Consider the following 25,894-nt stretch of genomic DNA (forward strand, 5'->3'; position numbering starts at 1 on the left):
GCGAGTAGAGATAAGGGGTAACCCTCTATGTACGCGATCGTCAAGACCGGCGGCAAGCAGTACAAGGTTGCCGAGGGCGACCTGGTCAAGGTCGAGAAGCTTGAGGGTGAAGCGGGCGACAAGGTCGAGCTCACCCCGGTCCTTCTCGTGGATGGCGCAGATGTCACCGCCGGCGCGGACGCACTGTCCAAGGTGAACGTTGAGGCTGAGATCGTCGAGCACGGCAAGGGCAAGAAGATCGACATCCTCAAGTACAAGAACAAGACCGGCTACAAGGTCCGCCAGGGCCACCGCCAGCCGCAGACCACCATCAAGATCACCGGCATCAAGTAAGCCGTTTACCCACTTAGGAGAGATTGAACTATGGCACACAAGAAGGGTGCATCCAGCTCCGCGAACGGTCGTGACTCTGAGTCCAAGCGCCTCGGTGTGAAGCGCTTCGGTGGCCAGCAGGTCAAGGCCGGCGAAATCCTCGTCCGCCAGCGCGGCACCAAGTTCCACCCGGGCGACAACGTCGGCCGCGGCGGCGACGACACGCTGTTCGCTCTCGCTGACGGCTCCGTGCAGTTCGGCATCAAGCGCAAGCGTCGCATTGTGAACATCGTTCCGGCCGACGGCGCTGGCGTGGCTTCCGAGGTCCTCGAGCAGGCCGAGGCCGCGGGCGTTGTCGAAGAAGGCACCGCCGAAGAGGCAACCGCTACTGCGTAACACTCTTTGAGTGATCGGCGCCGCTGGGTCCCTTTATGAGGCCCGGTGGCGCTTCTGTTTTGGCTTTAGCCCGCGCGAAACACGACCTCAACGCCAATGGCCCCCAGGTAGGCTCGCACACATCCCGATGAAAGGCGGAAAACCACCATGGCACAATTCGTAGACCGCGCCGTGCTGCACCTGCAGGCAGGCGACGGTGGCCACGGCTGCGCTTCGGTGCACCGTGAAAAGTTCAAGCCTCTCGGCGGGCCCGACGGCGGCAACGGTGGCCACGGCGGCGACATCATCCTGCTGGTGTCCGACCAGGTGCACACGTTGCTTGACTTCCAGTACCGCCCCCACGTGAAGGCGAAACGCGGTGGCAACGGCGAGGGCGATCACCGCAATGGCGCCCGCGGGGAGGATTTGGTGCTCGAGGTACCGATCGGCACGGTGGTGCGCAGCGAAGACGGTGAGGTACTCGCGGACCTCACGGTGCCTGGCACGAAGTTTGTCGCGGCTGAGGGCGGCTACGGCGGCCTGGGAAACGCGGCGCTTGCGACCCACAAGCGCAAGGCGCCAGGGTTCGCGCTGAAGGGCGAGCCGGGTGAGGCACACGATCTCATCCTGGAGCTGAAATCGATGGCGGACGTTGGCCTGGTGGGGTTCCCGTCGGCAGGCAAGAGCTCGTTGATCTCCGTGATGTCCGCTGCGAAGCCGAAGATTGCGGATTATCCGTTCACCACTCTTGCGCCGAACCTTGGCGTGGTCAACGTCGGTCACGACACGTTCACTATCGCGGACGTGCCGGGGCTCATTCCAGGCGCGAGTGAGGGCAAGGGCCTCGGTTTGGATTTTCTGCGCCACATCGAGCGCACGGCGGTGCTCGCCCACATCGTGGACTGCGCGACGATGGAGCCGGGACGCGACCCGATTTCGGATATCGAGGCGCTCGAGGCGGAACTGGACTCGTACGCCGGCGACTTGGACATGGATTCCGGCCTGGGTGATCTGCGGGAGCGCTCGCGCCTGGTTGTGCTGAACAAGATCGACATCCCGGATGCGCGCGAGCTCGCTGAGTTCTTGCGCGCGGATATCGAGGAGAAGTTCGGTTGGCCGGTGTTTGAGATCTCCACGGCCACGCACGAGGGCGTGGACGAGCTGAAGTGGGCGATGTGGGACGTGGTCAAGCGCGCCCGCAAAGCGCGCCCGAAGGTCGCGGCCGACGCTGCGCCCCAGGTCATTCGCCCGCGCGCTGTGGAGGAGTCGAAGGACGGCTCAACTGGGATCGAGGTCATTCAGGACCCGATGTACCCGGAGGGCTGGCTGGTTACCGGGGAGAAGGTGGAGCGCTGGGTGCGCCAGACCGACTTCGAGAACGACGAGGCGGTGGGCTACCTCTCGGACCGTCTGACCAAGGCGGGCGTGGAGGACCAGCTGCGCCAGATTGGCGCGAAGGAGGGCGACACGGTGACTATCGGCGATGTGTCCTTCGACTGGGAGCCGTCCATCGGTGGCGATCCGACGCTGGCTGGCCGCGGGCAGGATGCGCGTCTGGGCGGCACCGACCGTGCGTCGGCCGCAGAGCGCAAGCGCGCCTCCCAGGCCCGTCGCGGCTTGATCGACGAGTACGACTACGGTGAGGACGGCCGCGGCCCCGACCGCGAGCGTTGGCAGGGCTAGACTGCTCCTTCATGGAGACAGCAACACCCATCCCAGAATCCGAGCTTCGACGCGGTATCGCGTCGGCGCGCAAGATCGTCGTTAAGCTTGGCACGAGCTCGCTTGTCGACGCCTCCGGTGCCGTCTCCCAAACCAAAATCGACCGCATCGTCGATGCGATTGAGGCGCGTATCGCTCGAGGCACGGACGTGATTGTGGTGTCCTCCGGCGCAATCGCGGCCGGGATGCCGGGGCTGGGGTTGAAGGTGCGGCCGAAGGATTTGGCCACGAAGCAGGCCGCGGCGGCGGTGGGGCAGATTCACCTCGCGCAGTCCTGGGGCCAGTCGTTTGCCCGTTATGGGCGCACGATCGGGCAGGTGTTGCTCACCCAGGCGGATGCGGGGGTTCGCGAGCGGGCGCGGAACGCGCAGCGCACCATTGACAGGCTGCGCCAGCTGGGTACGGTGCCGATTGTCAACGAGAACGATACGGTGGCCACCTCCGAGATGCGTTTCGGCGACAACGACCGGCTCTCTGCCATCGTGTCGACGCTTGTCGGCGCGGATGCTTTGGTGCTGCTCTCGGACGTGGACGGGCTGTACGACAAAAATCCCGCGGAGCCGGGCGCGCGCTTGATTTCGCAGGTGCGCACCGGCAAGGACTTGGACGCGGTGCAGGCGGGCGACGGAGGAGTCTTCGGCACCGGCGGCATGGCGGCGAAGGTTTCGGCGGCTCGCCTTGCCGCACGCGGCGGGGTGCCGGTGTTGCTGACCTCGACGGCGAATATTGAGCGGGCGCTCGATAGCGCTGAAGTGGGCACCGTCTTCCACACCCGCCCCGGGCGCAAACTTTCGGCGTGGAAGTTCTGGGCTCTTTATGCCGCCGATGCGGAAGGGGTGCTGCGATTGGATGCGGGCGCTGTGAGCGCTGTGACCCGGGGTGGCACCAGCCTGCTCGCGGTGGGCATTACTGGCATTGAGGGTGAGTTCCACGCTGGCGACATCGTGGAGATTCTGGGCCCGGAGTCGGAGGCTATCGGCCGCGGCGAGGTCGCCTACGACGCAGCCGAGCTCGCGGGGATGCTGGGCAAGGCCACGGCCGATTTGCCGGAGCACGAGCGCCGCCCGGTGGTCCACGCGGATTACCTGTCCAACTACGCGTCACGGCTGTAGGCGCTACCCTGGGCGGGCATGAAGTTCGCATTTCTGCCGAAGCCCTGGGACACGCCGGTTGAAGAACTCGAGGGTGAAGGCCACGAGTTCGTGCAGCTGGAGGACGACCCAGACGTGCTGCTGTTCCGTGGCGGCCCGGACGATTTTCCGGACACGCTGCCGGAGAGCGTGAAGCTCGTGCAGATTGTTTACGCCGGAGTTGAGGCGTTGCTGGAAAACGGCACGCTGGAAAAACATGCGAAGAATGGGGTGCGCTTCGCCAATGCGGGCGGGCTTTACGACGATACGGTGGCCGAGTCTGCTCTCGCCCTCCTGCTTGCGGTGGAGCATCGATTGAAGGCCGTGGACCGGGAGTGGAACAACCTGCAGCTTTTTGAAGAGAAGCAGTATCTTTTCGGCGAAAAGAAGCTCGCGCTGATTGGCGCAGGTGGCATCGGCAAGACGTTGATCCGTTTCTTGGAGCCCTTCGGGATGGATATTACGGCCGTGAACCGCTCCGGCAACGAGGTGGAGGGCGCGAACCGCACGGTGAAGATGGATGATGCGGCGGATGTCTGGGCGGAAAACGATTACTTCGTGCTGCTCACGCCCCTGACGGAAGAGACCCGCCGCATGGTGAACGATGAGACGCTGGGGAGGATGAAGGATTCTGCGGTGGTGGTCAACGTCGGCCGCGGGCCGCTGGTGGACACCGACGCGCTGACCCGGGCGCTGGAATCCGGAGCGATCCGTGGAGCGGGCCTGGACGTCACCGAGCCGGAGCCGTTGCCCGCAGACCACACGTTGTGGGACCTGGATAATTGCGTGATCACGCCGCACGTTGCGAACATCCCGCGGTACATGAAGCGGCGCATCGGCGCGCTGACGCAGAAGAACTGGGAGCTGTACGAATCTGGCGAGAAGATGGCTACCGAGGTTGACGTGGAGGCTGGCTACTAGCGCCCGCCGCTGAAGCGCTAAATTCAGAGCGGGTGGTGAACTACTATTGCCCGCATGACCCGCATGACCAGCATGACCACCATGACACAGACACCCGAGGCACGGCAGGCGGAGCGCGACGAGGTCCTGGCGAAGGCGCGCGCAGCGAAGGAAGTTGCCCCGAGGTTGGCGGCGTTGCCCACGCGCGAGAAAGACGCGGTGCTTGTTGCCGCCGCGGAGGCGCTGCTGAGCCGGGCCGAGGAGATCCTGGAGGCGAACGGGGAGGACCTCGCCTCCGGCCGCGAGCAGGGCATGGCGGATTCGCTCCTCGACCGCCTCGCGCTGGACCAGGGCCGCATCGAGGGTATCGCCGGCGGCCTTCTACAGGTGGCGGGTCTGCCGGACCCGGTGGGGGAGGTGCTCACCGGCCGCACGATGCCGAACGGCATCCAGATGAAGCAGGTCCGCGTGCCGCTGGGTGTGATGGGCATGGTGTATGAGGCGCGTCCGAACGTCACCGTGGACGCGTTCGGCCTGGCGTTGAAATCGGGAAACGTCGCGCTGCTGCGCGGGTCGAAGACGGCGCGGCACTCGAACGAGAAGCTCGTGGACATCCTGCAGGACACCCTTGCGCAGCAGGGCCTGCCACGGGAGGCGGTACAGCTGCTCCCGTGCGACAGCCACGACTCGGTGCAGGACTTGATCACGGCGCGCGGGCTCGTGGATGTGGTCATTCCGCGCGGTAGTGCGCGGCTTATCGACGCGGTGGTCACCGGCGCGACCGTGCCCGCGATTGAGACGGGCACCGGCAACTGCCACGTCTACATCGACGCATCCGCGGACGTCGAGGAAGCCATCGCGGTGCTGCTCAACGGCAAAACTCGGCGCGTGAGCGTGTGCAACGCGACGGAGAGCGCGCTTCTCGACGAAGCCTTGCCCGCCAGCACGCGCCTGCAAGTGATTACCGCGTTGCAGGATGCCGGGGTGGTGGTGCACGGAGACGTCGATAAGCTTGCTGCTTCTGGTGTGGTGCCCGCGACCGAAGCCGACTGGGAGGAGGAGTACCTCTCGATGGACATCGCTGTGGCGGTTGTGGACGGGGTGGACGGCGCGATCGAGCACATCCGCCGCTACTCCAGCGGGCACACCGACGCCATCTGCGCGCGCGACGCGTACGTGCTGCAGCGCTTCGCCAACGAAGTGGACTCTGCTGCGGTGATGCTCAACGCCTCGACCGCGTTCACGGATGGGGAGCAGTACGGATTCGGCGCGGAGATCGGCATCTCCACCCAGAAACTGCATGCGCGCGGGCCGATGGCGTTGCCCGAGCTGACCACCACGAAGTGGATTTTGGAGGGCACCGGTCAAACCCGTCCGTAGCCGCCAATGGGACAACCGGGGGCCGGCGGGATAAGGTATCGGGCGTGCTGAACCCCCGTACTACTTTCCGCGGCCGTTTCGCGCTGCTCGCCGTTGCTTTCATCGCTGCCGTTACCGCGACGGTCAGCCCGGTCGCGCCCGCTCCGGAGGCGCACGCGCAGACGCGCTGCCCCGCCGTGGCGGTTATCGCCGCGCGCGGCTCCGGACAGAACACCCAGGTGTACCGCACCCGCTACGCGCCGGAGGCACCGTGGGTGTCCAATGGCTGGGAAGGCGAGACGATCCGCGCGTTCCTGCGGCACGCGGAGGGGCGCTACCGCGCCACGCACGGCGGCAACTCGCTGATGAAGGACGTCGAAGTCATTGGGCTGGAGCCGCGCTACTACCCGGCGACGTTCCCGGAGTACGACAAGCCTGAGATTGCCGTCCCGGCCACGCTGCTGCAGGCCTTAGGCCTTGCGGTGCAGTGGGCGAGCCCGGTGTTTATGCAGGCGCGCCGGGCGGCGAACGAGTTCATGGATTCCGTGCAGACAGGCCGCGGCGGCGTGATGCAGATGGTCAACGATTACGAGCGCGCCACCGGCTGCCGCCCGAAATACATCCTCTCGGGCTTCTCGCAGGGCGCGATGATCCTGCTGGAGCACGAACGCGAACTTGCGCGCCGCGGTCAGCTGGCGGGCGTGGTGTACTTCGGCAACCCGAACACTGCCCCGCGCGACCCGTCCACCGTGGGCGTGCCCGGCGGTGGCGCGGGCGGCATGCTGGGTGCGCTGCCGTTTAACTCCAAGTCCGCCGCGGCCACCCGCAACCGTGTGAATTACTGCCTGCCGCAAGATGCGGTATGCGACCTGTCTATCCAGACGCTGGTTGCCTCCGCCCCAACGGGCGGCAACCACGGCCGCTACTACCTCCGGCCGTCGCGCTGGGACAACCAGGTCTCGGATGCTTTCGGCCGCTTCGTGGATCAAGTACGATACCGCTAAGTTTTTCCCCTTCGAGTTATTCAGTTCGGAGCCTTCATGCACCGCTTTTCCCGGGTCGCTTTGGCGGCCACGACCGTCGTGGCCTGCGCAAGTGGTTCAATTCCTGCGGCTCACGCCGTGGCAGTCCGCGAGGCGGAGACGTTTTCGAAGCAGACCTGCTCCTGGTTAGTCGATGAAAACGGCGACGTGTTGCGTGACAACCAGGGCAACTGGGTCCCGGCTCTCGGCCCGGACGGCAAGCAGCGGTGCAGAACCGACCCCGTGCCTGCCAACGCGGTGAAGCCGGGCAGCTCACAGCCGATGCCGGTGACCGCTGGTTCTTCCGCCGCCCAGGCGGGGGAGCAGCCGAACTGGGTGGACAAGGACACCTCGTCGTCGGAGCTGGGTATCGGCGCCGTGGTTGGCATTGTGGGCGCGATCATCGCAGCGCTGGTTGGGCTGGGCTGGCTGTTTGTCGACGCGTTGAACGTGCGGGTCGTCCCGCCGCGGTGGTGAGGGAAAACATGACTGAGCATTTCGCGGCGTCACTGGATAATGCCCGGCGCATCGGGGTGATGGGCGGCACCTTCGATCCCATCCACCACGGCCACCTGGTTGCGGCGAGTGAGGTGGCAGACCGCTTCGCGCTGGATGAGGTGATCTTCGTGCCCACCGGCCAACCGTGGCAGAAGGCGGACCGGTCGATCTCCCCGGCGGAGGACCGCTATCTGATGACAGTGATCGCCACCGCGTCGAACCCTCGGTTTTCCGTTTCGCGCGTGGACATCGACCGCGGCGGGCCGACATACACCATTGACACCCTTAAAGACCTGCGCAAACAGTTCCCGGAGGAAGCCCTGTACTTCATCACGGGTGCGGACGCGTTGAGCTCGATCATGTCCTGGCACGATTGGGAGGAGATGTTCACGCTCGCTGAGTTCGTTGGCGTCACCCGCCCGGGCTACGAGCTGAGCGAGGACATGCTGCCTGCCGACATTCAGGAGCGGGTGCACCTGGTGGAGATCCCGGCGATGGCGATCTCGTCCACCGATTGCCGCGAACGTGCCAGCCAGCACCGGCCCGTGTGGTACCTCGTGCCTGACGGGGTGGTGCAGTACATCGCGAAAAACCGCCTATATTCCTCGAACTGACGCGCACAGGTGGCGTTTAGCCGGGTTGCCGTGGGACAATGGCGAAGTCTTATCCCGCGCGTGGTGTGCGGGACCCTGCGTGCCCAATACACAAGGTAAGGATTGCCCCAGTTGACAGCTCAGCCCATCTCTATTGAACAAGCCACCATCGCGGCGAAGGCCGCAGATGAAAAGCTCGGCGCGAACATCGCCGTGCTCGACGTGTCCAACGTTATGGCCATCACCGACATCTTCGTCATCGCTTCGGCCGAGAGCGAGCGCCAGGTGGCGGCGATTGTTGAAGAGGTGGAAAGCGAGCTGACAGATAACGGGCTCGAGCCGCAGCGCCGCGAGGGCAACCGAGAAAACCGCTGGGTGCTGCTGGATTACGGCAACTTCGTGGTGCACGTGCAGCGCGAGGCGGAGCGCGACTTCTACGGCCTGGACCGTCTCTACGCCGACTGCCCGGTCATCGAGGTGGAAGGGCTGGAGGCGTACCGGCGCCCGGCCGCGTTCGGCGATGAGTCCCAGGCGCGCTCCGCACAGCACCTGGAGGACCTTCCGCTGGCTGGCGACGGCCCGGCACCTGCGGAAGACGAGTTCTAGCGGCGAAGCGCCCGGTAATCCCACGACCATGCGACGACGACTGATCCTGCTGCGCCACGGCGAGACGACCTACAACGCCACGCGCCGGATGCAGGGGCAACTGGACACGGAGCTCTCCGAGCGGGGGCTCGCGCAGGCACACGCAGCGGCCGAGGAGTTGCGTGACGCCGGTATCAGGAAGATCGTCTCCTCCGACTTGCAGCGGGCGTATGCCACGGCGCAGGTGGTGGGAGATGATTTGGGGTTGGAAGTGAGCGTCGATAAGCGATTGCGCGAAACGAACCTTGGTACGTGGCAGGGGCTGACCCACGACGAAGTGGATAATGCGCATTCGGGTGCGCGGGCGCATTGGCGCAACAATGCGCATTGGGCGCCGCCGGAGGGGGAGAGCCGCGTGGATGTTGCCGCGCGGGCGCGCGAGGCCGTCGATGAGCTCATGCGCAGCTACGCGCAGTGGGAGGACTCGACGGTGCTCGTCGTCGCGCACGGCGGAACAATTTCGGCGCTGACGTCCTCGCTGCTCGGACTCGAGGTAGCGCAGTACCCGCTGCTCAAGGGGCTGGGCAATGCGAACACGTCGCGGTTGGTGGCAATGCCGCGGTACGGGCAGGAGCAGATGCTTCTCGACGAGCCGTCCGGTTGGCAGTGGTACCTCGAGGCATGGAACCGGGGGCTGAACTGATGGCCGTGCGCGTCGTGGTGGACTCCTCCGCCGGGTTGACGGACGAGATCGTCGCGGAGCTGGGGATCACAGTGGCGGACATGCACGTCGTCGGAACTGCGGGTGCGGAGGGCGAGCCTGATAGCGCGACAACCTCGGGGTTGAGCGCGCTGGAGCTAGCCGCCTGCTACGCCCGCCAGCTCGAGCGCGGCGGCGACGACGGAGTAGTGGCGCTGCACTTAGGTAAGTCGCTGTCTTCGACGTGGTCGGCGGCGGTGTCGGCCTCCGCGGTGTTTCCGGGCACGGTGCGGGTGGTGGAAACGCAGACGGCGGGTATGGCGATCGGGGCGGCCGCGATGGCGGCGGCGACGGTGGCGCGCGAGGGCGGCAGCCTAGACGAGTGCGTCGCGATGGCGGAATCTACGCTGGCCCGCTCCGAGACGTGGCTTTATCTGCACCAGCTCGACGACCTGCGCAAGTCCGGCAGGCTGTCCACCGGCACCTCGGTGCTGTCGGCGGCGCTGCTTGCGAACAAGCCGATCCTGCACGTCAGCGACGGCAAGCTGGAGTTGGCGGGCAAGACGCGCACCCAGTCGAAGGCCTTCGCGAAACTCGGCGAGTTGGTGGCTGAGCGTGCCGCGGGCAACGCGGTGTTCGCCGCCATCCAGCACGCAGACGCACCCGAGTCGGCAGCGCAGCTCGCCGAGCTTCTACGTGATCAGTTGCCGGAGGGCTCCCACGTGTTAGTCGAGCCGATGTCGCCCGTATTGGCGGTGCATACCGGCTCTGGGGCCCTCGGACTGTCCGTTGTGTTTTCGGCCCAAGAGCAGGGGTAACGCGACGCCCCTGTGGATAACCTTGCGAGATAGGTGACGTCTCGACAACGTTATCCACAGGTTTCGGGTGGGGGTCTTCCGCTACGTGCGCGCGGGGTTTAGCGTGTGCGCCATGAGGGCTATCGAGCGTATCGGGGAGTTGACGCGGCCCACCGGGGAAGAGGACCTACTTAAAGTGCGGTACCCGGAGCCGCGGGTGCACGTGACGGTGAAGCAGGCCGTCGCGGCTGCCGGTTGCGTGCTCGCGCTGGTGCTGGGGTGGGCGGTGCTGCGTGGCGGAAATGCTCCGGGCGAGGAGGGGGTAACTGAGGTGGAGTGGGAGCAGGTGGCGGCGCCCACTGAGCAGCTCGGCGTGGTGGTGGTCTCCGTGGTGGGTGAGGTGGAAAACCCGGGGTTGATCTCGCTGCACGAGGGAGCGCGGATCGCCGACGCGCTGCACATCGCCCGCCCGTTTCCCCACGCCGACACAATTGTGCTGAACCAGGCGCAGTTGCTTGTCGACGGTCAACAGATCCACGTTCAAGCCAGCGGCGCACCACCGCCCCCGCAGGCCAATCCGCCCGGAATGGCAGCACCGGGCGGTGGAGCGGGCGGCGCCGGCGGCGTTTCGCTCAACCTCGCCACCGCCCAGGAGTTGACCAGCCTGCCGGGGGTCGGCGACGTCACCGCCGCGGCGATCGTGGCGCACCGCGAAGCCCACGGTCCTTTCGGCACTGTGGAGGAGCTCATGGACGTCAAAGGCATCGGGCCCGCGAAATTCGAAGCGTTGCGCGATCTGGTGGTGCTCTAGCCATGGGGGAGCTTCGCCTGGTGCCGGCAGCGCTTACCGTGTGGGCAGCGGCGGCGTTGTGCATCCTGTTCGGGGCGTGGGCCGGGGTGCTTGTGGTGGCGGCCGCCGCGGTGGCGTGCGCGGTGTGGCGTGAGGCGGGGCAAGCTGTACTGGTGGCAGGGTGTGGTGCCGCCGCGGTGGTCACGTCGCATGTGCGGGTGCGGATTGCGCGTGCAGTGGAGTTGGCCGGGGTGGTGGAGGGCATCGTAAGCGGTGCGCCCAAACGCACCACGAGCGGGGCCTACCTCGTGCGTGTGCTGGCGCCGGGCCAGCCTGCGCCCACGCCGGTGTTCACCGAGCAACTCGACGCCGAGGTGGTGCCGGGCGCGTGGGTGGCCGTGCGCGGCCAGGTGGGGGAGTCGGGCCGACCCGGCGTGAACCCGTTCACCATCAACGGGGCGGTGGAGGCGCTCGCCCCGCCGGAGGGCATCGCGGCGTTCGCGCAGCACGTGCGAGTCACGTTCGGCGCCGCGGTGGAACGGCAGGTGGGCGAGGGTGCGCGCGGGCTCATTCCGGGCATGGTGCTTGGCGACGTTTCCTTGCAAGCCCCAGCCGAACAACAGGCCTACATTGATACTGGCCTGTCCCACTTGTCGGCCGTGTCGGGGGCGAACATCGCGATCGTCACCGCGTTTGCGGCCGTGGCTGCGGCGGCGGTGGGCCTCGGGCTGCGGGGGCGCATCGCGGCGGCGGCCGTGGCGCTTTTGGTCTACGCCGCGCTCGTCGGGCCGGAGCCGAGCGTGCTGCGCGCCTCGGTGACTGGGCTGGTGGGGCTCACCGCAGTGCTCGCCTCCCGTCAGTCGGAGCCGATGCACGCGCTGTGCCTTTCGGTGATCGGGCTGGTGCTGGTGGATTCAGACCTCGCGGTGCACTACGGCTTCGCGCTCTCGGTGGCGGCGACGGCGGGCATTGTTGCGCTCACGCCGCTGCTGTACCGGGTGCTGGCACCTACCGGGTGGCCGGACATCTTCGTTCGTGCGCTCGCCGTCGCGGTGGCGGCGGATCTTTCCACCATGCCCGTGGTGGCGATGATGGCGGGGCGCGTCTCGCTTGTCTCCGTGGCCGCGAACGTGCTCGTGGCCCCGGTGACCGGGCCTGTGACGGTCTTGGGGCTTGTGGCAGCAGTGCTGAGTCTTCTGCCCGGCGGATTGCACGTGCCGGTGTTGCGGGTGGTGGAGCCTCTCGCCGGCTGGGTGCGGCTGGTGGCGGAAGCTGGCGCGGGGTTCCCGGGCGCCACGGTAGCGGCTGGGCCCCTAACTGTTGCGGTGGCCTACGGGTGGATCATCTTCGGCTTCCTCAGCGCTCGCCCGCGTGCCACCATCGGGCTCACCGCGGCCGTACTCGCGTGGGTGGTACTGCCCGGACCGCACCCGCGCCCCGTCGACCTGTCCCAGCTTGACGCGCACGTGGTTTCCACGCTCGACGAGGTTGAGCCCCTGCCTGCAGGCACCCAGCTAGTGGTGGTGCTCGAGGAGGGCGCCCCGCACTCGCGGCCGGTGGTCACCCGGGAAGGAGTACCCGTGATCTTTCCCAACCGCGACGGCGACGTGCGGGTTTACCCGGACGGCACCCAGGTACTTGGAGGGGCTTTAGAATGACGGCCATGAATCACCCCGTGCACCTCGTGCTTGGCGAAGAAGAATTCCTCGCCGAACGCGCCACCAAGGCAATCATCGAAGCGGCTGGTCCCGCCGCGGAGGTGACCACACTGCGCGCGGGGGAAGTCAACGAAGGAGAGCTGGTGATGGCCACTAGTCCCTCGCTGTTCGCGGAGGAACGAGTGGTGGTGGTCAAGCACGCCGAGCTGGCTGGTAAGGAACCCACCCAGATTCTGCTCGAAGCCTGCGTCAACCCCGCCCCCGGCATGACGCTCATCATCGAGCACACCGGCGGCGGGCGGCAAAAAGCGATGGTGAAAAAGTTCGAGAAGATCGCCGAGGTGCACGACGCCACACCGCTTCGCGACGGCGACCGCCGCAGCTTCGTCACCAACGAGTTCCGCCGCCACGGCGTGCGCCCCACCCCTGACGTCGTTGCCGCGTTGCTTGAGTCGGTGGGATCCGACCTGCGCGAGCTCTCATCCGCTGTCGGCCAACTCGTCGCGGACACCGAAGGAGAGATCACCGTCGCCTCCGTGCGCCAGTACTACGTGGGCGTGGCGGAGGTGGCCGGGTTCGACATCGCGGACCAAGCGGTGGCGGGGCGCGCAGACAGGGCGCTCGCCTCGACGCGGCGCGCACTGCAGCTGGGCACCAGCCCCGTCGCGATTGCGGCGGCGCTCGCGCACAAGGTCGGCGACATCGCCAAACTGTACGGCCAACGCGGCAACCCGGACCAAATCGCCCGCGCCGCCGGCATGAACCCCTACGTGGCGAAGCGCACCATGCAAGTCGCCAGGCAGTGGTCCGGCGACGCGGTATCCCAGGCCGTGATCATCGTCGCCGACCTCGACGCAGAGGTGAAAGGCCAGGGCGGGGACGAGGAATTCGCGGTGGAAAACGCTGTGCGCCGCATCGCGGAACTCGCATGATAAGTTTGCGCGCGTGACTGTGCCACAAGACGTGCCCGCCGACATACAAGCCTTCGCGGGCAAACTGTTCGACCTCGCCCGCGCAGGCGACATGGCCTTGCTCGATTACGTCGACCACGGCGTCGCCGTGGACCTGTCCAACCAGGACGGCAACTCACTCCTCATGCTTGCCGCCTACAACGGGCACGCGGAATTGGTGCGGGGTTTGATTGGCCGGCAGGCGGACGTCGATAAGCAAAATGCTCGCGGGCAGTCGCCGTTAGCGGGCGCGATCTTCAGGAAGGAAGACGAGGTCGCCGCATTGCTTATCGACGCTGGCGCCGACCCCAAAGCCGGCACCCCCAACGCGATTGACACCGCGCGCATGTTCGGCCGCGACGACCTTGCGGAGCGCATGGAGTGATCGCGCCCGGCGACCTCGCGGTAATCGTCGGGCTCAACCTGGTCGGCGCCGCCGCGCCCGGCCCCGACATGGTGCTTATGACACGCACCGCGGTGCGCTCGCGCAGGCACGCGTGGGCAAGCACGCTCGGTATTCAAACCGGAGTGCTCGTATGGTGCGCGCTCACGGTGTTCGGCGCAACGGCGCTGCTCAACGCGTTTCCGCAAGCGCTGACCTACATCCAGATCGTCGGAGGGACCATACTGATCTACATGGGCGTGCAAAACGTCCGCTCGGGCGTGGCGGAACGCTACAACCCGCCGCTCGACCTCGCGGAGGCCGAACGGCGACTGGGCACCGTCAAAGCCGCCTACCTGCGCGGTCTGGCCACCAACCTGGCCAACCCGAAGATCGTGGTGGCGCTGTCCGCCATGATCGCGCCACTCCTGCCGCCGAACCCCTCGCTGGCCACCGCGGTGCTGGTCGTCCTGGCGCTGTGGCTGAGCTCGCTTGCGCTCTTCGCCGTACTGGTGCAGACAATCTCCACCGAGGTGGTGCGCCACAAGTTCCTGCGCGCCGGGCCCTACATCGACATCGGCGCCGGCGTGTTTTTCGTCGTAGTGGGCGCCACCCTGATGGTCAGGGGAGCGCTCGCCTTGTAGTCGCCTTAGAGGTGGCGCGAGAGGAACTTCGTGGTTTCCTCGGACGCGACCGGGGCGGACGGGAACCAAGTGTGGCCGCCGCCGTGGACCGTCTGCAGCACCGTCTCGGCGTTGCAGCGCTGCGCCGTGGTGGTAGTGACCTTCCAGGAGCCAGTGTCGCTCACCGTATAGCCGCAACCGTTCTTCGTGCGGAAGGTGTCAAAGACCTGGTTAACCGACTGGTACGGCGCGCCGTGGCGGGTGCCGCCGTAGTAGGAGACGATGTCGTCGGCGGTGCCGTGGATGATAAGCGTGGGCACCGCGCCGGGGGCGCAGCCGGTGACCGTCGGGTTGTAGAATGCGCCCGCCACCGTGGCCACCGCCTTAACCGTGTCCGGGGCGTGGCAGGCGAGCGCTGCCGCCATGCCGCCGCCGTTGGACAGACCCACCGCGGCCACCCGGTTTCTATCGCCGCCATACTTCGACGCCACGTCGTTGATCACGTTGCGCACGTACGAGATATCGCTGTTCAAAGACGCACTCGCGTACGGCGCGCCGCCCCACGCGTTGTCTTCGCCCTGGGCGTACACCACGATTGTGTCGCGGGTGTTGTCTTCCAGGCGCTGGTAGCCGCGAGCCTGCTCGGCGGTGTGCTGCCAGCCGCCGAAGCCGATGATTACCGGGTAGGTCTTCCCGTGCTCGTAGCCTTCCGGCAGGATGACGTTGTACGTGCGGCCGCCGGGTAGCCCCCGCTTGTACTGCTTGCCGCCGCGCAGGTCTTCGCCGTCCACATCTCCGAAGCTGGGCACGAACGACGAACCCATCGCCTCCGCCACCGGCGCGATGATCAGCCCTGCGATAACCAGCGCCAGCAAGGACAACCCGGCCACCACCTCAGGGGTGAGCACCGGCATAAACCGCTGCAACATCTTCTCAATGTCCTGGCGCGCGGCGTACTGCGCCTGCACCTCGGCGGGCTGGGCCCCGGCGGGCTGGGAAACGGTGACAGTGGAAAGCGGCAGGCTGACGGCAAGCGCGGCAGCGGCGGCGCGGCGGGAGATTTTCACAACGGGTAATCGTAGACCACCCGGCCCGGCGTTACACGCGGGACCAGAAAAACTGGCTGAGCGGGCCTGAGCACGAAAAAACCGCCCTGCATTGAGGGCGGTTCATCGACAGATGGTGCAGGCGCAAAAGCTTACGCGGACTGCTCCATCTTGTTCAGGGCGCGAGCCATGTTGGACTTCTTGTTCGCCGCGGAGTTGCGGTGGAACACGCCCTTGGTCACGGCCTTGTCCAGCTTGCGGGAAGCCACGCGCAGCTGTGCCTCAGCGGCAGCCTTGTCGCCGGACTCCACAGCCTCGCGGAACTTGCGGATCTCGGTGCGGGCCGCGGAGCGGACCGACTTGTTGCGCATGCGACGCTTCTCGTTGGTCAGCACGCGCTTCTTCTGCTGCTTAATGTTTGCCATCTTCAGATACCTCTTCGGTTCAAATCGAGTGTCATAGTCGACGACCCGGCCAGGGCTTTTGCACCCCGCTTTCAGAAGAACGCGGACCCAAGGTCCTGCCCGCGCAGCGGAGCGCACCCGTTAAACGGCCGGGTACGAACAACCCGAAAAGAGTAGCAAGCGGAGCCGTCGATAAGCAAAAGCCCCCTACATCAGGTCCAGTCGAAACGCTCCCGCAACCTGTTCGCAATGCGCTCAAAGCGCCTCGGAGGCACCGTCGTGCCGCGGCGGTGCACGTCGGATTCCGGCACTACCAGCGTCTTATCCAGGCGCACCCAGCACGGCCGACCCGTCTCGCACCACTCGCCCGGGCCGATTTCGAACCAGCGCTCGTCCTGCTCATGCGCCTCATCGGGGGAGATGAGGAGCCCCAACACGTCGTGGCGCTCGCGGCCCACAATCAACATCGAGCGCTGCTTCGGCGGATTCGACGGCACCGTCAGCCACACCACCTCGCCTGGCTCCGCACCGCCATCCATGTCCGGCGCGTACGTGATGTTGCGTGCAATCGACGCGGTGGGGCGCACATCCACCCGCGACGCGCGAACAACCTGCGGCTCGTGGCGACTGCTCATGCGCTCGTTCAGCAGCGCCAGCCCCTGCTCCAGGGACCCCGGTTTGCGCCGGTCCTTGAGCCGTTTGAACCGCTCGAACGCCATGTGCTCAACCCTCCGGATTGCCTCTTCCGGTCACTCTATAGGTAAAGGTGAGGGCCCCACAAGTCGTTTCGGCGCGAAGAATTCCTCACCCCGCCCCCGCCCAAGTAAGATGCGGTAATTATGGCTGCCAAGAAGAATTTCGCGGAAGAGACGTTCACCGACCCCTCCCGCATCAGGAACTTCTGCATTATCGCCCACATCGATCACGGCAAGTCCACCCTCGCCGACCGCATCCTGCAGCTGTCCCAGGTGGTCGACGAACGCGAGATGCGCGACCAGTACCTGGACAACATGGACATCGAGCGCGAACGCGGCATCACCATCAAAGCCCAGAACGTGCGCCTGCCCTGGACCACCGCCGCCGGCGACGAGGTTGTCCTGCAGATGATCGACACCCCCGGCCACGTGGACTTTTCGTACGAGGTCGCCCGTTCGCTCGACGCGTGCGAGGGGGCAATTTTGCTTGTCGACGCAGCCCAGGGCATCGAGGCCCAAACCCTGGCCAACCTCTACATGGCCATCGACAACGACCTGGAAATCATCCCGGTGCTGAACAAGATCGACCTGCCGGCGGCCGACCCGGAGAAGTATTCGCTGGAGATTGCCAACATCATCGGCTGCGAGCCGGAGGACGTTCTGCGCGTCTCCGGCAAGACCGGCGAGGGCGTGCCGGAGCTTTTGGACCGCGTAGTGGAAATGGTTCCACCTCCGACCTCCCCGTCGGGCGCGGCAGCGACCGACGCCCCGGCGCGTGCTTTGATCTTCGACTCCGTCTACGACACCTACCGCGGCGTGGTGACCTACGTGCGCATGATGGACGGCCGCCTCGAGCCGAACCAAAAAGTCCAGATGATGAACACCGGCAAGACGCTGGAAATCCTGGAGATCGGCGTCGTCTCGCCCACCATGAAGAAGACGAAAGGGCTGGGCCCCGGTGAGGTGGGCTACCTCATCACCGGCGTGAAAGACGTGCGCGACACCCGCGTCGGCGACACCGTCACCTGGGCTTCCAACGGCGCTTCCGAACCTTTGGAGGGCTTCGAGGACGTCAAGCCGATGGTGTACTCGGGCCTGTTCCCCGTGAGCCAGGAGGACTTCCCGGCGCTGCGCGAGAGCCTGGAGAAGCTGCAGCTTAACGACGCATCCCTGACCTGGGAGCCGGAAACATCAGTCGCCTTGGGTTTCGGTTTCCGCTGCGGGTTTTTGGGGCTTTTGCACATGGAGATCACCCGCACGCGGTTGGAGCGCGAGTTCGACCTGGATCTGATCTCCACCGCGCCGAGCGTGACCTACCGCGTGGTGCGCGAGGACGGCGAGGAGCAGATCGTGCACAACCCCTCCGACTGGCCCGGCGGCAAGATCCCCGAGGTCTACGAGCCGATTGTGAACATGACCATCATCGTGCCGCAGGAGTTCGTCGGCCCGACCATGGAGCTGTGCCAGTCCAAACGCGGCCAGATGAAGAACATGGAGTACCTCTCCGAGGACCGCGTGGAGTTGCGCTACATCATGCCGCTCGGCGAGATCATCTTCGACTTCTTCGACATGTTGAAGTCCCGCACGAAGGGCTACGCCTCCTTGAACTACGAGGAGGCCGGCGAGCAGCTCGCCGACCTGGTGAAGGTGGACATTCTGCTGCAAGGCGAGCCCGTGGACGCGTTCTCCGCCATCGTGCACAAGGACTCCGCGCAGTGGTACGGCAACAAGATGACCAAGAAGCTCAAGGAGCTCATCCCGCGCCAGCAGTTCGAGGTGCCCGTCCAGGCGGCGATCGGCTCCAAGATCATCGCTAGGGAAAACATCCGCGCGATGCGCAAGGACGTGCTGTCGAAGTGCTACGGCGGCGACATCTCTCGTAAGCGCAAGCTGCTGGAGAAGCAGAAGGCCGGTAAGAAGCGCATGAAGGCCATCGGTTCGGTGACGGTGCCGCAGGAGGCGTTCGTCGCGGCGCTGTCCACCGACGAGGAGTAGGGGCGTTTCGGGCGGGCCCCCTTTCTTGGCCCGCCGCACTGAAGGATTCTGCATTGCCGTGTCAGATCCTTCATTTTCCCAGGGAGATTTCCGGGCAGGTGCGGAATCCTTCAGCCGGGCAGCCAGGATTTCGGCAGCAGCCCAAGCTCGGAGAGGCGTTTGACTATCAGCTGCTCTAAGATCTCCAGGCAGCGGTGCATGGTGGCCTGGTAACAGCGCAGCACTGTCCACTCCATCAGGGTTGAGGTCAAGCCGATGATGGAGTCTTTTTCTCTCTGCTTGAAGTCCATGTGGTGGCGGCCGTCGTACATTAACGCGATCCGGAGTTCGGGTAAGGCGAGGTCGAAGACGGTGATGATGCGGTCGCCGTCGTGAAGCATGACCTGCTCCTTGAGTTCGAGCCCATAGTTCTCGGCGATCCCCTGCACCAGCAGGCGCAATTCTGTCTCTTTCGGGGAATCCGCGCTACCGCTGGATTGTTTGAGCACCCGTTTCAACCAGCGGCCGTCGATGAGGCCTTTCGCGGCGGATCGGATTTCTGCGCAGGTGAGGTTGAGGAAGCGGCGCGCGCAGTCGACGAGTTGGACAGCCCGGACATCAACGGGCTTCAACCCAGGCACCGGCGCGACCTGCCACGCGTGCAGCCCCGTTTTCACCTGTTGGAGTGCCTGGAGCAGGGCGAATGCCGGCGGGGTTACCCGGATCGGGGAGCCGTGATACCACAGCTCCCAGGCAGGAGGTACCGCGCCGCTCGGGCGGATCAGGGCGGGGGTGGAGGCAGTGGCTGCCTGATTGCGCTCGACGGGCGCCAGCAGGGTAGTGTCCGCACCTTCGACGAGGTACGGCATCCCGTAGATCGCCAGGGCGGAAAACCCGGCGACTGTGCAGGTGGCGCGCTCGAGGGCGTGCGCGACGGCGCGGGCTGCGGCGGGTGCGGGGTAGTGAACGCCCCTTGGGTGTTGCGCGGCGGCGTGGCTTACAGCCCAACCAGCGCGCAGATGGTGGGTTGCAAGGCAGTGGTGCTGGCTAATGAGACAGTACTCCACCCCTCCTACCAGCTGGTTTCGGTGAACGATGGGTGCGGCGAGCTCAATTTCCATTCCGTTGTGCATAGCCTTTAGACGCCCAAAGCCACGCCGCGGTTCCACCCGCCGCCACAACTGCGGCGAGAGTGTCTGGGCCTAGGTGCACCGGCGCGCCGGAGTAGATCGGCAGGTAGAACGCCAGGTTCGCGCCGACGTGTAGCGCGAAAGACGCCTCGAGCCCGCCGGTGTACCACGCAAGCGCCGCGGCACACGCGCCGAACGCCAGCGCGCCCAACACGTCGCCGTGCCCGAGCGAGAACAACAGCGCAGGCAGGCCGTAGGCCACCAAAGGCGCGCGCACCCACGCGCCGATGATCTGCGGCAACGCCCCGCGGAACACGGCTTCCTCCGCCGCGGCTTGCAGGGGCACGATGGCGAGTACAAGGAGCATTTGCTTATCGACGCCGCCCGGTCCCTGCCCGTACCTCCACAATCCCAACGCCCCGTACACCAGCGCCGCAACCACCAGGCTGCGCGTCAGCACGTCCCAGCGCACGCGCCGCGCCGGCCCGAGTACGTCGCGTTCGTGTCGCCCGGCCGCACGGGCCGCGATGAACGGCGCCGGCAGCGCGCACGCCACCACCAAAAGCGGGCGAAGCAGGCCGTGGGGCGGCTGCATGAGCAGCGAGGCGGCGGTGGTGAACGCCACCCAGCACAGCGCGAGCCATCCAAGTTCCTTCAGCGGCCGCACTGCGGTGTTCATGTGGCCTCCACGTGGAAGCCCACGGTTGCTTCCTCGCCGGGTGCGAGCACCGCGCCGGCGCCGCCTTCGCCGAGCAGCGCGGGGCCCACGATGCCGGGCTGGCGCACGAGGATGTGGTCGGCGTCGGTGGGGGAAAGGGTGATGGACCGGGAGGCGTCGATAAGCAAAATGCTCCCCTGCGCGGTGTAGATGCCCGGGGCGACCTCGCGCTCCAGCCCGTACGCGGTGCCGTCGGCGGTGAGGTTCCACTGGGGGAGCAGCGCGAGTTGGATTGGGCGGGGGCTGCGGGAGGTGTTGCGCACGCGCAGCTCGACAGCGCTGGGGGAGGCGTAGAGGTTCAGCTCGAGGCCATCGCGGGTGAGCCGCGCGCGGTTGTCGCCCACCGTGTGCCAGCGCGCGTTCGCCGCCCAGCCGTCGGGCTCCGCGCCGAAGCTTTGCCCAACCCAGGGGGCCGCGACGCGCACCCCGGCTGGCCCGGCGAGCTCACCGGTTGGGCTGGGCAGTGAACGCACCTGCGCGTCCGTAGTAACCACCTGCACCACGGATTTCGCCGTGGTGGCCACCGCCAAGCCCACCACGGAGGCCACCAGCGCCAGATCCGTTACTGCGAACAGCCAGTAGCGCGGGCCCTCCTCGGCGGTGATGCCGGAGAACATGCCGTAGGAGATGGAAACGTTGTTCACCATGTGTACCGCCGCCGCGGATTCTAGGCCGCCGGTGCGGTGCACCAAGAACGACGCGGCGAGCGCGAACAGACCCACGCTGAGCATCCCGGCGGCGTCGTAGGGGTGGCCGATGATAAACAACGGGACCGGCAAAACGTAGGCGAGCCAGGGACTTTTCGTCCAGGCGCCGATGGACTGGGTGAGCGAGCCGCGGAAGATGAGCTCCTCGGCGAGACACTGCACCGGGATCACCGTCAGCGCGACGGCGAGGCAGGCCCAGAAGGTCCGGTCGACGCCGGCTGGCACCTCGCCGAAGATGAGCAGGTCCGCGGCGAAAATGGTGGCGATGGGCCCGCCGGTGGCCAGCAGCGCGATGATAAACGGCCGCCACCGCCACCGGCCCTCCACCGACCAGATGAAGCGCGGTTTGCGCCCCGCCGCCCAGGCCGCGACGAACGCCACCGGGGTGGTCGCGGCGATGGCGCCGTAGGTGAACACCATGGTGGCGGGATTACTGTCCAGCTCTTGGCCGAACTCGTCGACAGGGGCGTCGAGCACGACCGACTCGATCCAGCTGAAGCCGAACACGGCCGCGGCGCCGAACACCCACACCACCTGCACGACCGCGAACAGGGCGAGCACGACGGCGATTTCTATCACCGGCCGCCAGGCGCTGAAGGCGCGCGTGCGTTCCGTGAGCGCGAGGCGGTGGTATGGGGCGATCATGGGCAATGAGTGTAACTATCATTCTCGGCATGCATGCCACGGTCCAGTTTGAACGCGACGGCTTCGACATTTTCGCCCGGGTGGTGGGGCCGCAGGACGCACCTGCGCTGCTGTACCTGCAGGGTGGTCCGGGCATGGCCGCGCCGCGCGAGCGGCACGGTTGGATCGACGCGGCCCTTGCGCGCGGCTACCGGGTGGTGTTGTTGGATCAGCGTGGCACGGGCCGTTCCACGCGCATCGATGCGGCGGAGCCTACGCTTATCGACGCTACCGTGCTCACCCACCTGCGCCAAGAGCACATCGTGGCCGATGCGGAGGCGCTGCGCGAGCGAATGGGGCTGAAGCAGTGGGATGTGCTGGGCCAGTCTTTCGGCGGCTTCTGCCTCACCCACTATCTGGCCGTCCACCCGGAGCGGGTGCGCAACGCGTTTTTCACCGGCGGGCTGCCAGCAACGGGCGTCCCGGCTGACGAGGTGTACCGGGCGACGTTTAAGAAGCTGCGCGTGCGCCACGAACAGTTCGCCGAGCGCTACCCGCAGGCCGAGCGGATGGTGCGCGACGTTTGTCGTCACCTGGCGAACGAGGAAGAGACGCTGCCCACCGGCGAGCGCCTCACCCCGCGCAGGCTGCGCACCGTGGGCATCGCACTGGGGCGCGAGGACGGTTTCGAGGCGCTGGCGCGGTTGTTCGAGGCGCCGTTCCACCCGAGCGGGCGGCTGCGCACGGACTTCATGGCGGAGGTGGGGGAACGGGTGAGCTTCGCCAAGGCCCCGCTGTACGCCGCGATCCATGAGTCGATCTACGGTGGCGTGGCATCGGGCGCGACGGCGTGGGCGGCGGAGCGTGCCTCACGCGGCCTCGACGGGTTTGCCCCGGACGCTTCGCCCGACGATGCGGAGTTCTTCCTCACCGGCGAGCACATCTTCCCGTTCCAATTCGATGAGGACCCGGCGCTGCGCCCCTTCGCAGCCGCGGCGGAAAAGCTCGCCCAGAAGTCGGACTGGCCGGACCCGTACGCGGGGTTGCGCGAGCACGACAGCGCCTACGCGGTGGTTTACACCGACGATATCTACGTGCCGCGCGAGCTCAGCCTGGACACCGCGCGGCGCGTTGGCGCCGAAGTGTTCGAGACGGCGAAGTTCCAGCACGACGGCCTGCGCCGGCACGGGGCCGAAGTGCTGGGCACCCTGTTTGAGATGGCCGGAGTGTAGCTACTTCTCGTCCTGGTTGTCCACCGCGGTGTCTTGGTAGATCTCCTTGACGCTGGTGCTGCCGCCTGCGGAGGTCTGGGAATCAGCTTCGCCGTCTTCTTCCTCCTTCGGCGTGTAGCCGTCGGACCATTCACCGGTTTTGTAGTCGTAGCCCACGGGCTTGCCCTCTTCGTCGGTGCGCCGGTACCACTCGGTGAGGTCGTCAGCGGTGGAGTCGAAAGTGGCGCCGGCGCCCATGCCTTCCTCGGCGGGCTCGACGGCCAGCTCGAAGTCGTCGCCGTACTCCTCCAGGCCGCGGATCACGGCGGACTTCATCGCGTTGCGGGCGTACGCGTTGCGGATGGCGATCGGGTCTGTAGAGAGATCGCGCACGAAGGAATACATGAGCACGATGACCACGATGGAAAACGGCATCGCGCTCAAGATGGTCAAGGACTGCAGGCCGGAGAGCGCATCTTCGCCGCCGGTGAGCAGCATGACGACGGCGATGCCCATCATGCACAGGCCCCAGAACACCACGACCAGCTTGTTCGGTTCCGGGTCACCCTTCGACGACATCGAGCCCATCACCACCGACGCCGAGTCGGCGGAAGTAATGAAGAATACCGACAGGATGCCCACCAGGATGAATGGAGTGATCGAGGCGAGCGGCAGCTCGCCGAACATGTTGAACAGCACCTGCTCAGGGGTGGCGGAGCCGTCGAAGCCGTCGATGTCCGCTCGCGAGAATGTGATCGCAGTGCCGCCGAAGACGGTGAAGGCCAAGATGAGCACGATGGTGGGCACCATGATGGACACGGTGACGAACTGGCGCAGGGTGCGTCCGCGGGAAATCTTCGCGATAAACATGCCCACGAACGGCGCCCACGCAATCCACCAGGCCCAGTAGAAAGCGGTCCAGTCGGTCTGGAACGCGAGCGTTTCTTCGCCCCAGGACAGCGAGCGGGACGCCATGTCGAAGAACTTGTCTACGTACGCCAGCGAACCGGACGGCAGCAGGTTGATCAGAAACAGCGTTGGCCCGCAGATGAAGACGAACAGGATCGCGCCGAAGGTAAAGGAGATGTTGATGTTGGACAGAATGCGGATGCCCTTGCCCACCCCAGAGACGGCGGAGATGACAAACCCGATGGTCAGCACACCCATCACGGTGAGCAGGATGCCCATTGAGGTTTCCTCGCCGCCGCGGATAATCGCAATGCCCTGGCCGATCTGCAGCGTCGAGATACCCAGGGAGGCGGCGGTGCCGAACAAGGTGGCCACAATCGCCAAGATGTCAATCACGGTGCCCATCGGGCCTGAGCGCTTGGTAATCGGGGTAAACAACGAGCTCATTAGTGTCGGGCGGCCGCGACGGTAGCAGGAGTATGCCATTGCGCCGCCGACAAGCGAGTACAGCGCCCAGGGGTTTACGCCCCAGTGGAAACCAGCCTGTGCCATGGCTTGGTGGAGGGCCTCCTCCGTTTCTGCCTCTACCGTCAAAGGCGGCGGGTCGAGGTACATCGCCAGCGGCTCGGATGGGCCGAAGAAGAAGATGCCCACGCCGATGCCAGCGGCGAACATCATGGCGACCCAGGAAAACAGGGAGAACTCCGGCTCCTCGTCGTCCTTGCCCAGTTTGATGTTGCCGAAGCGGGAGAACGCCAGCACCACCATCAGGATGACGCAGAGCACGAGCAGCACGTTAAACAGCCAGCCAAAGTGGCGCAGGCCCCAGGTGAGCATTTCGCTCGATACGTCGGCGACCTGCTGCGGGTTCGTCATGCCCCACGCCACGAAGGCGAGGATGGCTACGGCGGTGACACCGAAGACAACCTTGTCCAGGCCGAAGCGGTAGCGGTTTTCCTCAATCGCAATGCCCGGCACGAGGCCGGGGTGGATGTTATCGGGGTACTTCGCTGACGCGGTGCGCTTCACGCGCATGCGGTCACCCATGCGATCAGCGGGCCGCACCTTCGATTCGGCTGACTGTTCTTCCTTTTTCATAAGGATGAGTTAACACTGCAACCGTCAAAAGGGCTAGTGGTTTGAAGTGTCCCGGGGGAGCGAATCCCCGGCGTGCGGGTAGGAGGGCTGTGCGCCTGGGCGGGTGACGCTGAAAGCGGCGACGCGGGAGGCGAACCGGCAGGCGTCGATAAGCGATGCGCCCTGCACGAGCTTCCCGCACAGCGCGCCGGTGAACGCATCACCCGCGCCGACGGTATCCACCGCCGCAACCGAGGGGGTGTCAATGTGCGTGACGGTCTCACCTGCGGCGACGAGCGAGCCCTGCGGGCCGAGCGTGAGCACCACGGAGGCGAACCCAGCTCCGCGCAGCCGAAGGGCGAGCTGTTCGGGCGTGCCGTCCGTGTCCAGGCCGAACTGCGCGCAGATCAGGCCCGCCTCGTGCTCGTTGGCCACCAGCGGATCGGCTTGAAGCAGCGCGTCCTGAGGTACCTCGATTACCGGCGCGAGGTTGACCACCACCCGGTTTCGCGCCAGCTGGATGGCGCGCGCGAAGCCGTCCGCAGGGATTTCGCCTTGCAGCAGCACCAGGTCAGCGGACTGAATCGGGGCACAATGCTTATCGACGAGCTCCCGCCCCACCAACCCATTCGCCCCCGGCACCACCAACACCGTGTTCTCCCCGCCGTCCGCAACCGTGACCACAGCCAGCCCGGTTGGCGCGTCGAGGCGCTCTACGTGCTCAAGGTCCACGCCCGCTTCTGCGAGCAGCTCGGTGGCGGCTGTGGCGTTCGCGTCCTGGCCCACCGCCCCGACCAGTACTACGTCCGCCCCGAGGCGGGCTGCCGCGCACGCCTGGTTCGCCCCTTTCCCGCCGGGTGTGGTGCCGCCACCGCCGCCGAGCAGTGTCTCACCGGGCACCGGGTGCCGCGCGACCGTGACGGTGATGTCGGCGTTTACGGATCCCACAACCACAACCTGGCTCATGCCGCGCCAGTATATTCGGGGGCGCCGCTGCTCAGCA

At 66.2% G+C, this 25,894-nt stretch carries 27 protein-coding genes; 19 read left to right on the forward strand and 8 right to left on the reverse strand.

The window, feature by feature from the left end:
• The first annotated feature begins 27 nt into the window (after positions 1-27).
• From rplU to HWX32_RS02675, 17 genes are all read left to right on the forward strand, one after another.
• Positions 28-333 carry a 50S ribosomal protein L21 gene (gene rplU, locus HWX32_RS02595; protein WP_075469541.1) on the forward strand — a complete coding sequence of 102 codons (306 nt, stop codon included), beginning with the start codon at positions 28-30 and terminating at the stop codon, positions 331-333.
• Between the two features lie 30 nt (positions 334-363).
• The gene (rpmA, locus tag HWX32_RS02600; RefSeq protein ID WP_075469540.1) at positions 364-708 is read left to right on the forward strand and encodes a 50S ribosomal protein L27; all 345 of its coding nucleotides are present in this window, start codon (positions 364-366) and stop codon (positions 706-708) included.
• A 147-nt stretch (positions 709-855) separates the two neighbouring features.
• A complete protein-coding gene (gene obgE / locus HWX32_RS02605) occupies positions 856-2,370 on the forward strand; it encodes a GTPase ObgE (RefSeq protein WP_175934610.1) in 1,515 nt (504 codons plus the stop codon).
• An 11-nt stretch (positions 2,371-2,381) separates the two neighbouring features.
• On the forward strand, positions 2,382-3,521 hold the full coding sequence (proB, locus tag HWX32_RS02610; protein ID WP_075469538.1) for a glutamate 5-kinase: 1,140 nt from the start codon (positions 2,382-2,384) through the stop codon (positions 3,519-3,521).
• Between the two features lie 18 nt (positions 3,522-3,539).
• A complete protein-coding gene (locus HWX32_RS02615; protein WP_175934611.1) occupies positions 3,540-4,460 on the forward strand; it encodes a D-isomer specific 2-hydroxyacid dehydrogenase family protein in 921 nt (306 codons plus the stop codon).
• Positions 4,461-4,514: 54 nt separating this feature from the next.
• Positions 4,515-5,819, forward strand: a complete 1,305-nt coding sequence (locus tag HWX32_RS02620; RefSeq protein WP_175934612.1) for a glutamate-5-semialdehyde dehydrogenase — start codon at positions 4,515-4,517, stop codon at positions 5,817-5,819.
• A 44-nt stretch (positions 5,820-5,863) separates the two neighbouring features.
• Positions 5,864-6,802, forward strand: a complete 939-nt coding sequence (locus tag HWX32_RS02625; RefSeq protein ID WP_082259979.1) for a cutinase family protein — start codon at positions 5,864-5,866, stop codon at positions 6,800-6,802.
• A 117-nt stretch (positions 6,803-6,919) separates the two neighbouring features.
• Positions 6,920-7,297, forward strand: coding sequence for a hypothetical protein (locus tag HWX32_RS02630; protein WP_175934613.1), 378 nt, complete (start codon positions 6,920-6,922; stop codon positions 7,295-7,297).
• A gap of 8 nt (positions 7,298-7,305) precedes the next feature.
• Positions 7,306-7,932, forward strand: a complete 627-nt coding sequence (gene nadD / locus HWX32_RS02635) for a nicotinate-nucleotide adenylyltransferase (RefSeq protein WP_175934614.1) — start codon at positions 7,306-7,308, stop codon at positions 7,930-7,932.
• A 111-nt stretch (positions 7,933-8,043) separates the two neighbouring features.
• Positions 8,044-8,517 (forward strand): ribosome silencing factor, encoded by a 474-nt coding sequence (gene rsfS / locus HWX32_RS02640; protein WP_075469533.1) that lies wholly within the window; start codon positions 8,044-8,046, stop codon positions 8,515-8,517.
• Between the two features lie 28 nt (positions 8,518-8,545).
• A complete protein-coding gene (locus tag HWX32_RS02645) occupies positions 8,546-9,199 on the forward strand; it encodes a histidine phosphatase family protein (RefSeq protein WP_075469532.1) in 654 nt (217 codons plus the stop codon).
• Positions 9,199-10,014 carry a DegV family protein gene (locus HWX32_RS02650; protein WP_175935006.1) on the forward strand — a complete coding sequence of 272 codons (816 nt, stop codon included), beginning with the start codon at positions 9,199-9,201 and terminating at the stop codon, positions 10,012-10,014. Before HWX32_RS02645 ends, HWX32_RS02650 begins: the two co-directional genes overlap by 1 nt.
• 112 nt (positions 10,015-10,126) lie before the next feature.
• Positions 10,127-10,804: a ComEA family DNA-binding protein gene (locus HWX32_RS02655; protein ID WP_175934615.1), complete on the forward strand. Its 678-nt coding sequence runs from the start codon at positions 10,127-10,129 to the stop codon at positions 10,802-10,804.
• A 2-nt stretch (positions 10,805-10,806) separates the two neighbouring features.
• Positions 10,807-12,441 carry a ComEC/Rec2 family competence protein gene (locus tag HWX32_RS02660; protein ID WP_175934616.1) on the forward strand — a complete coding sequence of 545 codons (1,635 nt, stop codon included), beginning with the start codon at positions 10,807-10,809 and terminating at the stop codon, positions 12,439-12,441.
• Positions 12,438-13,373, forward strand: coding sequence for a DNA polymerase III subunit delta (gene holA / locus HWX32_RS02665; RefSeq protein ID WP_075469529.1), 936 nt, complete (start codon positions 12,438-12,440; stop codon positions 13,371-13,373). The genes HWX32_RS02660 and holA overlap by 4 nt, the downstream gene beginning before the upstream one ends.
• Positions 13,374-13,386: 13 nt before the next feature.
• Complete coding sequence (locus HWX32_RS02670; RefSeq protein WP_254868233.1) at positions 13,387-13,776, forward strand: ankyrin repeat domain-containing protein; 390 nt, start codon at positions 13,387-13,389, stop codon at positions 13,774-13,776.
• A complete protein-coding gene (locus HWX32_RS02675; RefSeq protein ID WP_175935007.1) occupies positions 13,776-14,417 on the forward strand; it encodes a LysE family translocator in 642 nt (213 codons plus the stop codon). Before HWX32_RS02670 ends, HWX32_RS02675 begins: the two co-directional genes overlap by 1 nt.
• 5 nt (positions 14,418-14,422) lie before the next feature.
• Here the strand turns inward: HWX32_RS02675 and HWX32_RS02680 are convergent, their stop codons facing one another.
• The 3 genes from HWX32_RS02680 to HWX32_RS02690 form a co-directional block, all read right to left on the reverse strand.
• Complete coding sequence (locus tag HWX32_RS02680; protein ID WP_254868234.1) at positions 14,423-15,463, reverse strand: PHB depolymerase family esterase; 1,041 nt, start codon at positions 15,461-15,463, stop codon at positions 14,423-14,425.
• A gap of 131 nt (positions 15,464-15,594) precedes the next feature.
• On the reverse strand, positions 15,595-15,867 hold the full coding sequence (rpsT, locus tag HWX32_RS02685; protein ID WP_075469528.1) for a 30S ribosomal protein S20: 273 nt from the start codon (positions 15,865-15,867) through the stop codon (positions 15,595-15,597).
• A 191-nt stretch (positions 15,868-16,058) separates the two neighbouring features.
• Positions 16,059-16,565, reverse strand: a complete 507-nt coding sequence (locus HWX32_RS02690; RefSeq protein ID WP_075469527.1) for a type II toxin-antitoxin system PemK/MazF family toxin — start codon at positions 16,563-16,565, stop codon at positions 16,059-16,061.
• Between the two features lie 120 nt (positions 16,566-16,685).
• Between HWX32_RS02690 and lepA the strand changes: the two genes are divergently transcribed.
• Positions 16,686-18,536 carry a translation elongation factor 4 gene (lepA, locus tag HWX32_RS02695; RefSeq protein WP_175934617.1) on the forward strand — a complete coding sequence of 617 codons (1,851 nt, stop codon included), beginning with the start codon at positions 16,686-16,688 and terminating at the stop codon, positions 18,534-18,536.
• A 110-nt stretch (positions 18,537-18,646) separates the two neighbouring features.
• Here lepA and HWX32_RS02700 read toward each other — a convergent pair whose 3' ends face one another.
• Genes HWX32_RS02700 through HWX32_RS02710 form a run of 3 tightly spaced genes read right to left on the reverse strand, consistent with a single transcriptional unit; the run spans position 18,647 to position 21,715 of the window.
• Positions 18,647-19,636: a hypothetical protein gene (locus tag HWX32_RS02700; RefSeq protein WP_175934618.1), complete on the reverse strand. Its 990-nt coding sequence runs from the start codon at positions 19,634-19,636 to the stop codon at positions 18,647-18,649.
• Complete coding sequence (locus HWX32_RS02705) at positions 19,626-20,324, reverse strand: CPBP family intramembrane glutamic endopeptidase (RefSeq protein ID WP_175934619.1); 699 nt, start codon at positions 20,322-20,324, stop codon at positions 19,626-19,628. The genes HWX32_RS02700 and HWX32_RS02705 overlap by 11 nt, the downstream gene beginning before the upstream one ends.
• Entirely contained in the window at positions 20,321-21,715 is a 1,395-nt protein-coding gene (locus HWX32_RS02710) for a CPBP family intramembrane glutamic endopeptidase (RefSeq protein ID WP_175934620.1), read from the reverse strand. Before HWX32_RS02710 ends, HWX32_RS02705 begins: the two co-directional genes overlap by 4 nt.
• Positions 21,716-21,744: 29 nt before the next feature.
• Between HWX32_RS02710 and HWX32_RS02715 the strand changes: the two genes are divergently transcribed.
• A complete protein-coding gene (locus tag HWX32_RS02715) occupies positions 21,745-22,926 on the forward strand; it encodes an alpha/beta fold hydrolase (RefSeq protein WP_175934621.1) in 1,182 nt (393 codons plus the stop codon).
• Here HWX32_RS02715 and HWX32_RS02720 read toward each other — a convergent pair whose 3' ends face one another.
• Positions 22,927-24,861, reverse strand: coding sequence for a BCCT family transporter (locus tag HWX32_RS02720; protein ID WP_175935009.1), 1,935 nt, complete (start codon positions 24,859-24,861; stop codon positions 22,927-22,929).
• A gap of 84 nt (positions 24,862-24,945) precedes the next feature.
• Positions 24,946-25,857, reverse strand: coding sequence for a ribokinase (locus HWX32_RS02725; RefSeq protein ID WP_175934622.1), 912 nt, complete (start codon positions 25,855-25,857; stop codon positions 24,946-24,948).
• Positions 25,858-25,894 lie beyond the last annotated feature (37 nt).

It is taken from the genome of Corynebacterium sp. Marseille-P4321, from assembly GCF_903645305.1.
Lineage (GTDB): Bacteria > Actinomycetota > Actinomycetes > Mycobacteriales > Mycobacteriaceae > Corynebacterium.

What these genes read in the sequence shown, in the direction of transcription:
- HWX32_RS02655 (WP_175934615.1), top strand. Translation starts at nt 10,127, where the DNA reads ATGAGGGCTATCGAGCGTATCGGGGAGTTGACGCGGCCCACCGGGGAA.
- obgE (WP_175934610.1), top strand. Translation starts at nt 856, where the DNA reads ATGGCACAATTCGTAGACCGCGCCGTGCTGCACCTGCAGGCAGGCGAC.
- rpsT (WP_075469528.1), bottom strand. Translation starts at nt 15,867, where the DNA reads ATGGCAAACATTAAGCAGCAGAAGAAGCGCGTGCTGACCAACGAGAAG.
- holA (WP_075469529.1), top strand. Translation starts at nt 12,438, where the DNA reads ATGACGGCCATGAATCACCCCGTGCACCTCGTGCTTGGCGAAGAAGAA.
- HWX32_RS02660 (WP_175934616.1), top strand. Translation starts at nt 10,807, where the DNA reads ATGGGGGAGCTTCGCCTGGTGCCGGCAGCGCTTACCGTGTGGGCAGCG.
- HWX32_RS02620 (WP_175934612.1), top strand. Translation starts at nt 4,515, where the DNA reads ATGACCCGCATGACCAGCATGACCACCATGACACAGACACCCGAGGCA.
- HWX32_RS02705 (WP_175934619.1), bottom strand. Translation starts at nt 20,324, where the DNA reads ATGAACACCGCAGTGCGGCCGCTGAAGGAACTTGGATGGCTCGCGCTG.
- HWX32_RS02650 (WP_175935006.1), top strand. Translation starts at nt 9,199, where the DNA reads ATGGCCGTGCGCGTCGTGGTGGACTCCTCCGCCGGGTTGACGGACGAG.
- proB (WP_075469538.1), top strand. Translation starts at nt 2,382, where the DNA reads ATGGAGACAGCAACACCCATCCCAGAATCCGAGCTTCGACGCGGTATC.
- lepA (WP_175934617.1), top strand. Translation starts at nt 16,686, where the DNA reads ATGGCTGCCAAGAAGAATTTCGCGGAAGAGACGTTCACCGACCCCTCC.
- HWX32_RS02690 (WP_075469527.1), bottom strand. Translation starts at nt 16,565, where the DNA reads ATGGCGTTCGAGCGGTTCAAACGGCTCAAGGACCGGCGCAAACCGGGG.
- HWX32_RS02725 (WP_175934622.1), bottom strand. Translation starts at nt 25,857, where the DNA reads ATGAGCCAGGTTGTGGTTGTGGGATCCGTAAACGCCGACATCACCGTC.
- HWX32_RS02720 (WP_175935009.1), bottom strand. Translation starts at nt 24,861, where the DNA reads ATGGGTGACCGCATGCGCGTGAAGCGCACCGCGTCAGCGAAGTACCCC.
- HWX32_RS02710 (WP_175934620.1), bottom strand. Translation starts at nt 21,715, where the DNA reads ATGATCGCCCCATACCACCGCCTCGCGCTCACGGAACGCACGCGCGCC.
- nadD (WP_175934614.1), top strand. Translation starts at nt 7,306, where the DNA reads ATGACTGAGCATTTCGCGGCGTCACTGGATAATGCCCGGCGCATCGGG.
- rpmA (WP_075469540.1), top strand. Translation starts at nt 364, where the DNA reads ATGGCACACAAGAAGGGTGCATCCAGCTCCGCGAACGGTCGTGACTCT.
- HWX32_RS02615 (WP_175934611.1), top strand. Translation starts at nt 3,540, where the DNA reads ATGAAGTTCGCATTTCTGCCGAAGCCCTGGGACACGCCGGTTGAAGAA.
- HWX32_RS02715 (WP_175934621.1), top strand. Translation starts at nt 21,745, where the DNA reads ATGCATGCCACGGTCCAGTTTGAACGCGACGGCTTCGACATTTTCGCC.
- HWX32_RS02645 (WP_075469532.1), top strand. Translation starts at nt 8,546, where the DNA reads ATGCGACGACGACTGATCCTGCTGCGCCACGGCGAGACGACCTACAAC.
- rplU (WP_075469541.1), top strand. Translation starts at nt 28, where the DNA reads ATGTACGCGATCGTCAAGACCGGCGGCAAGCAGTACAAGGTTGCCGAG.
- HWX32_RS02700 (WP_175934618.1), bottom strand. Translation starts at nt 19,636, where the DNA reads ATGGAAATTGAGCTCGCCGCACCCATCGTTCACCGAAACCAGCTGGTA.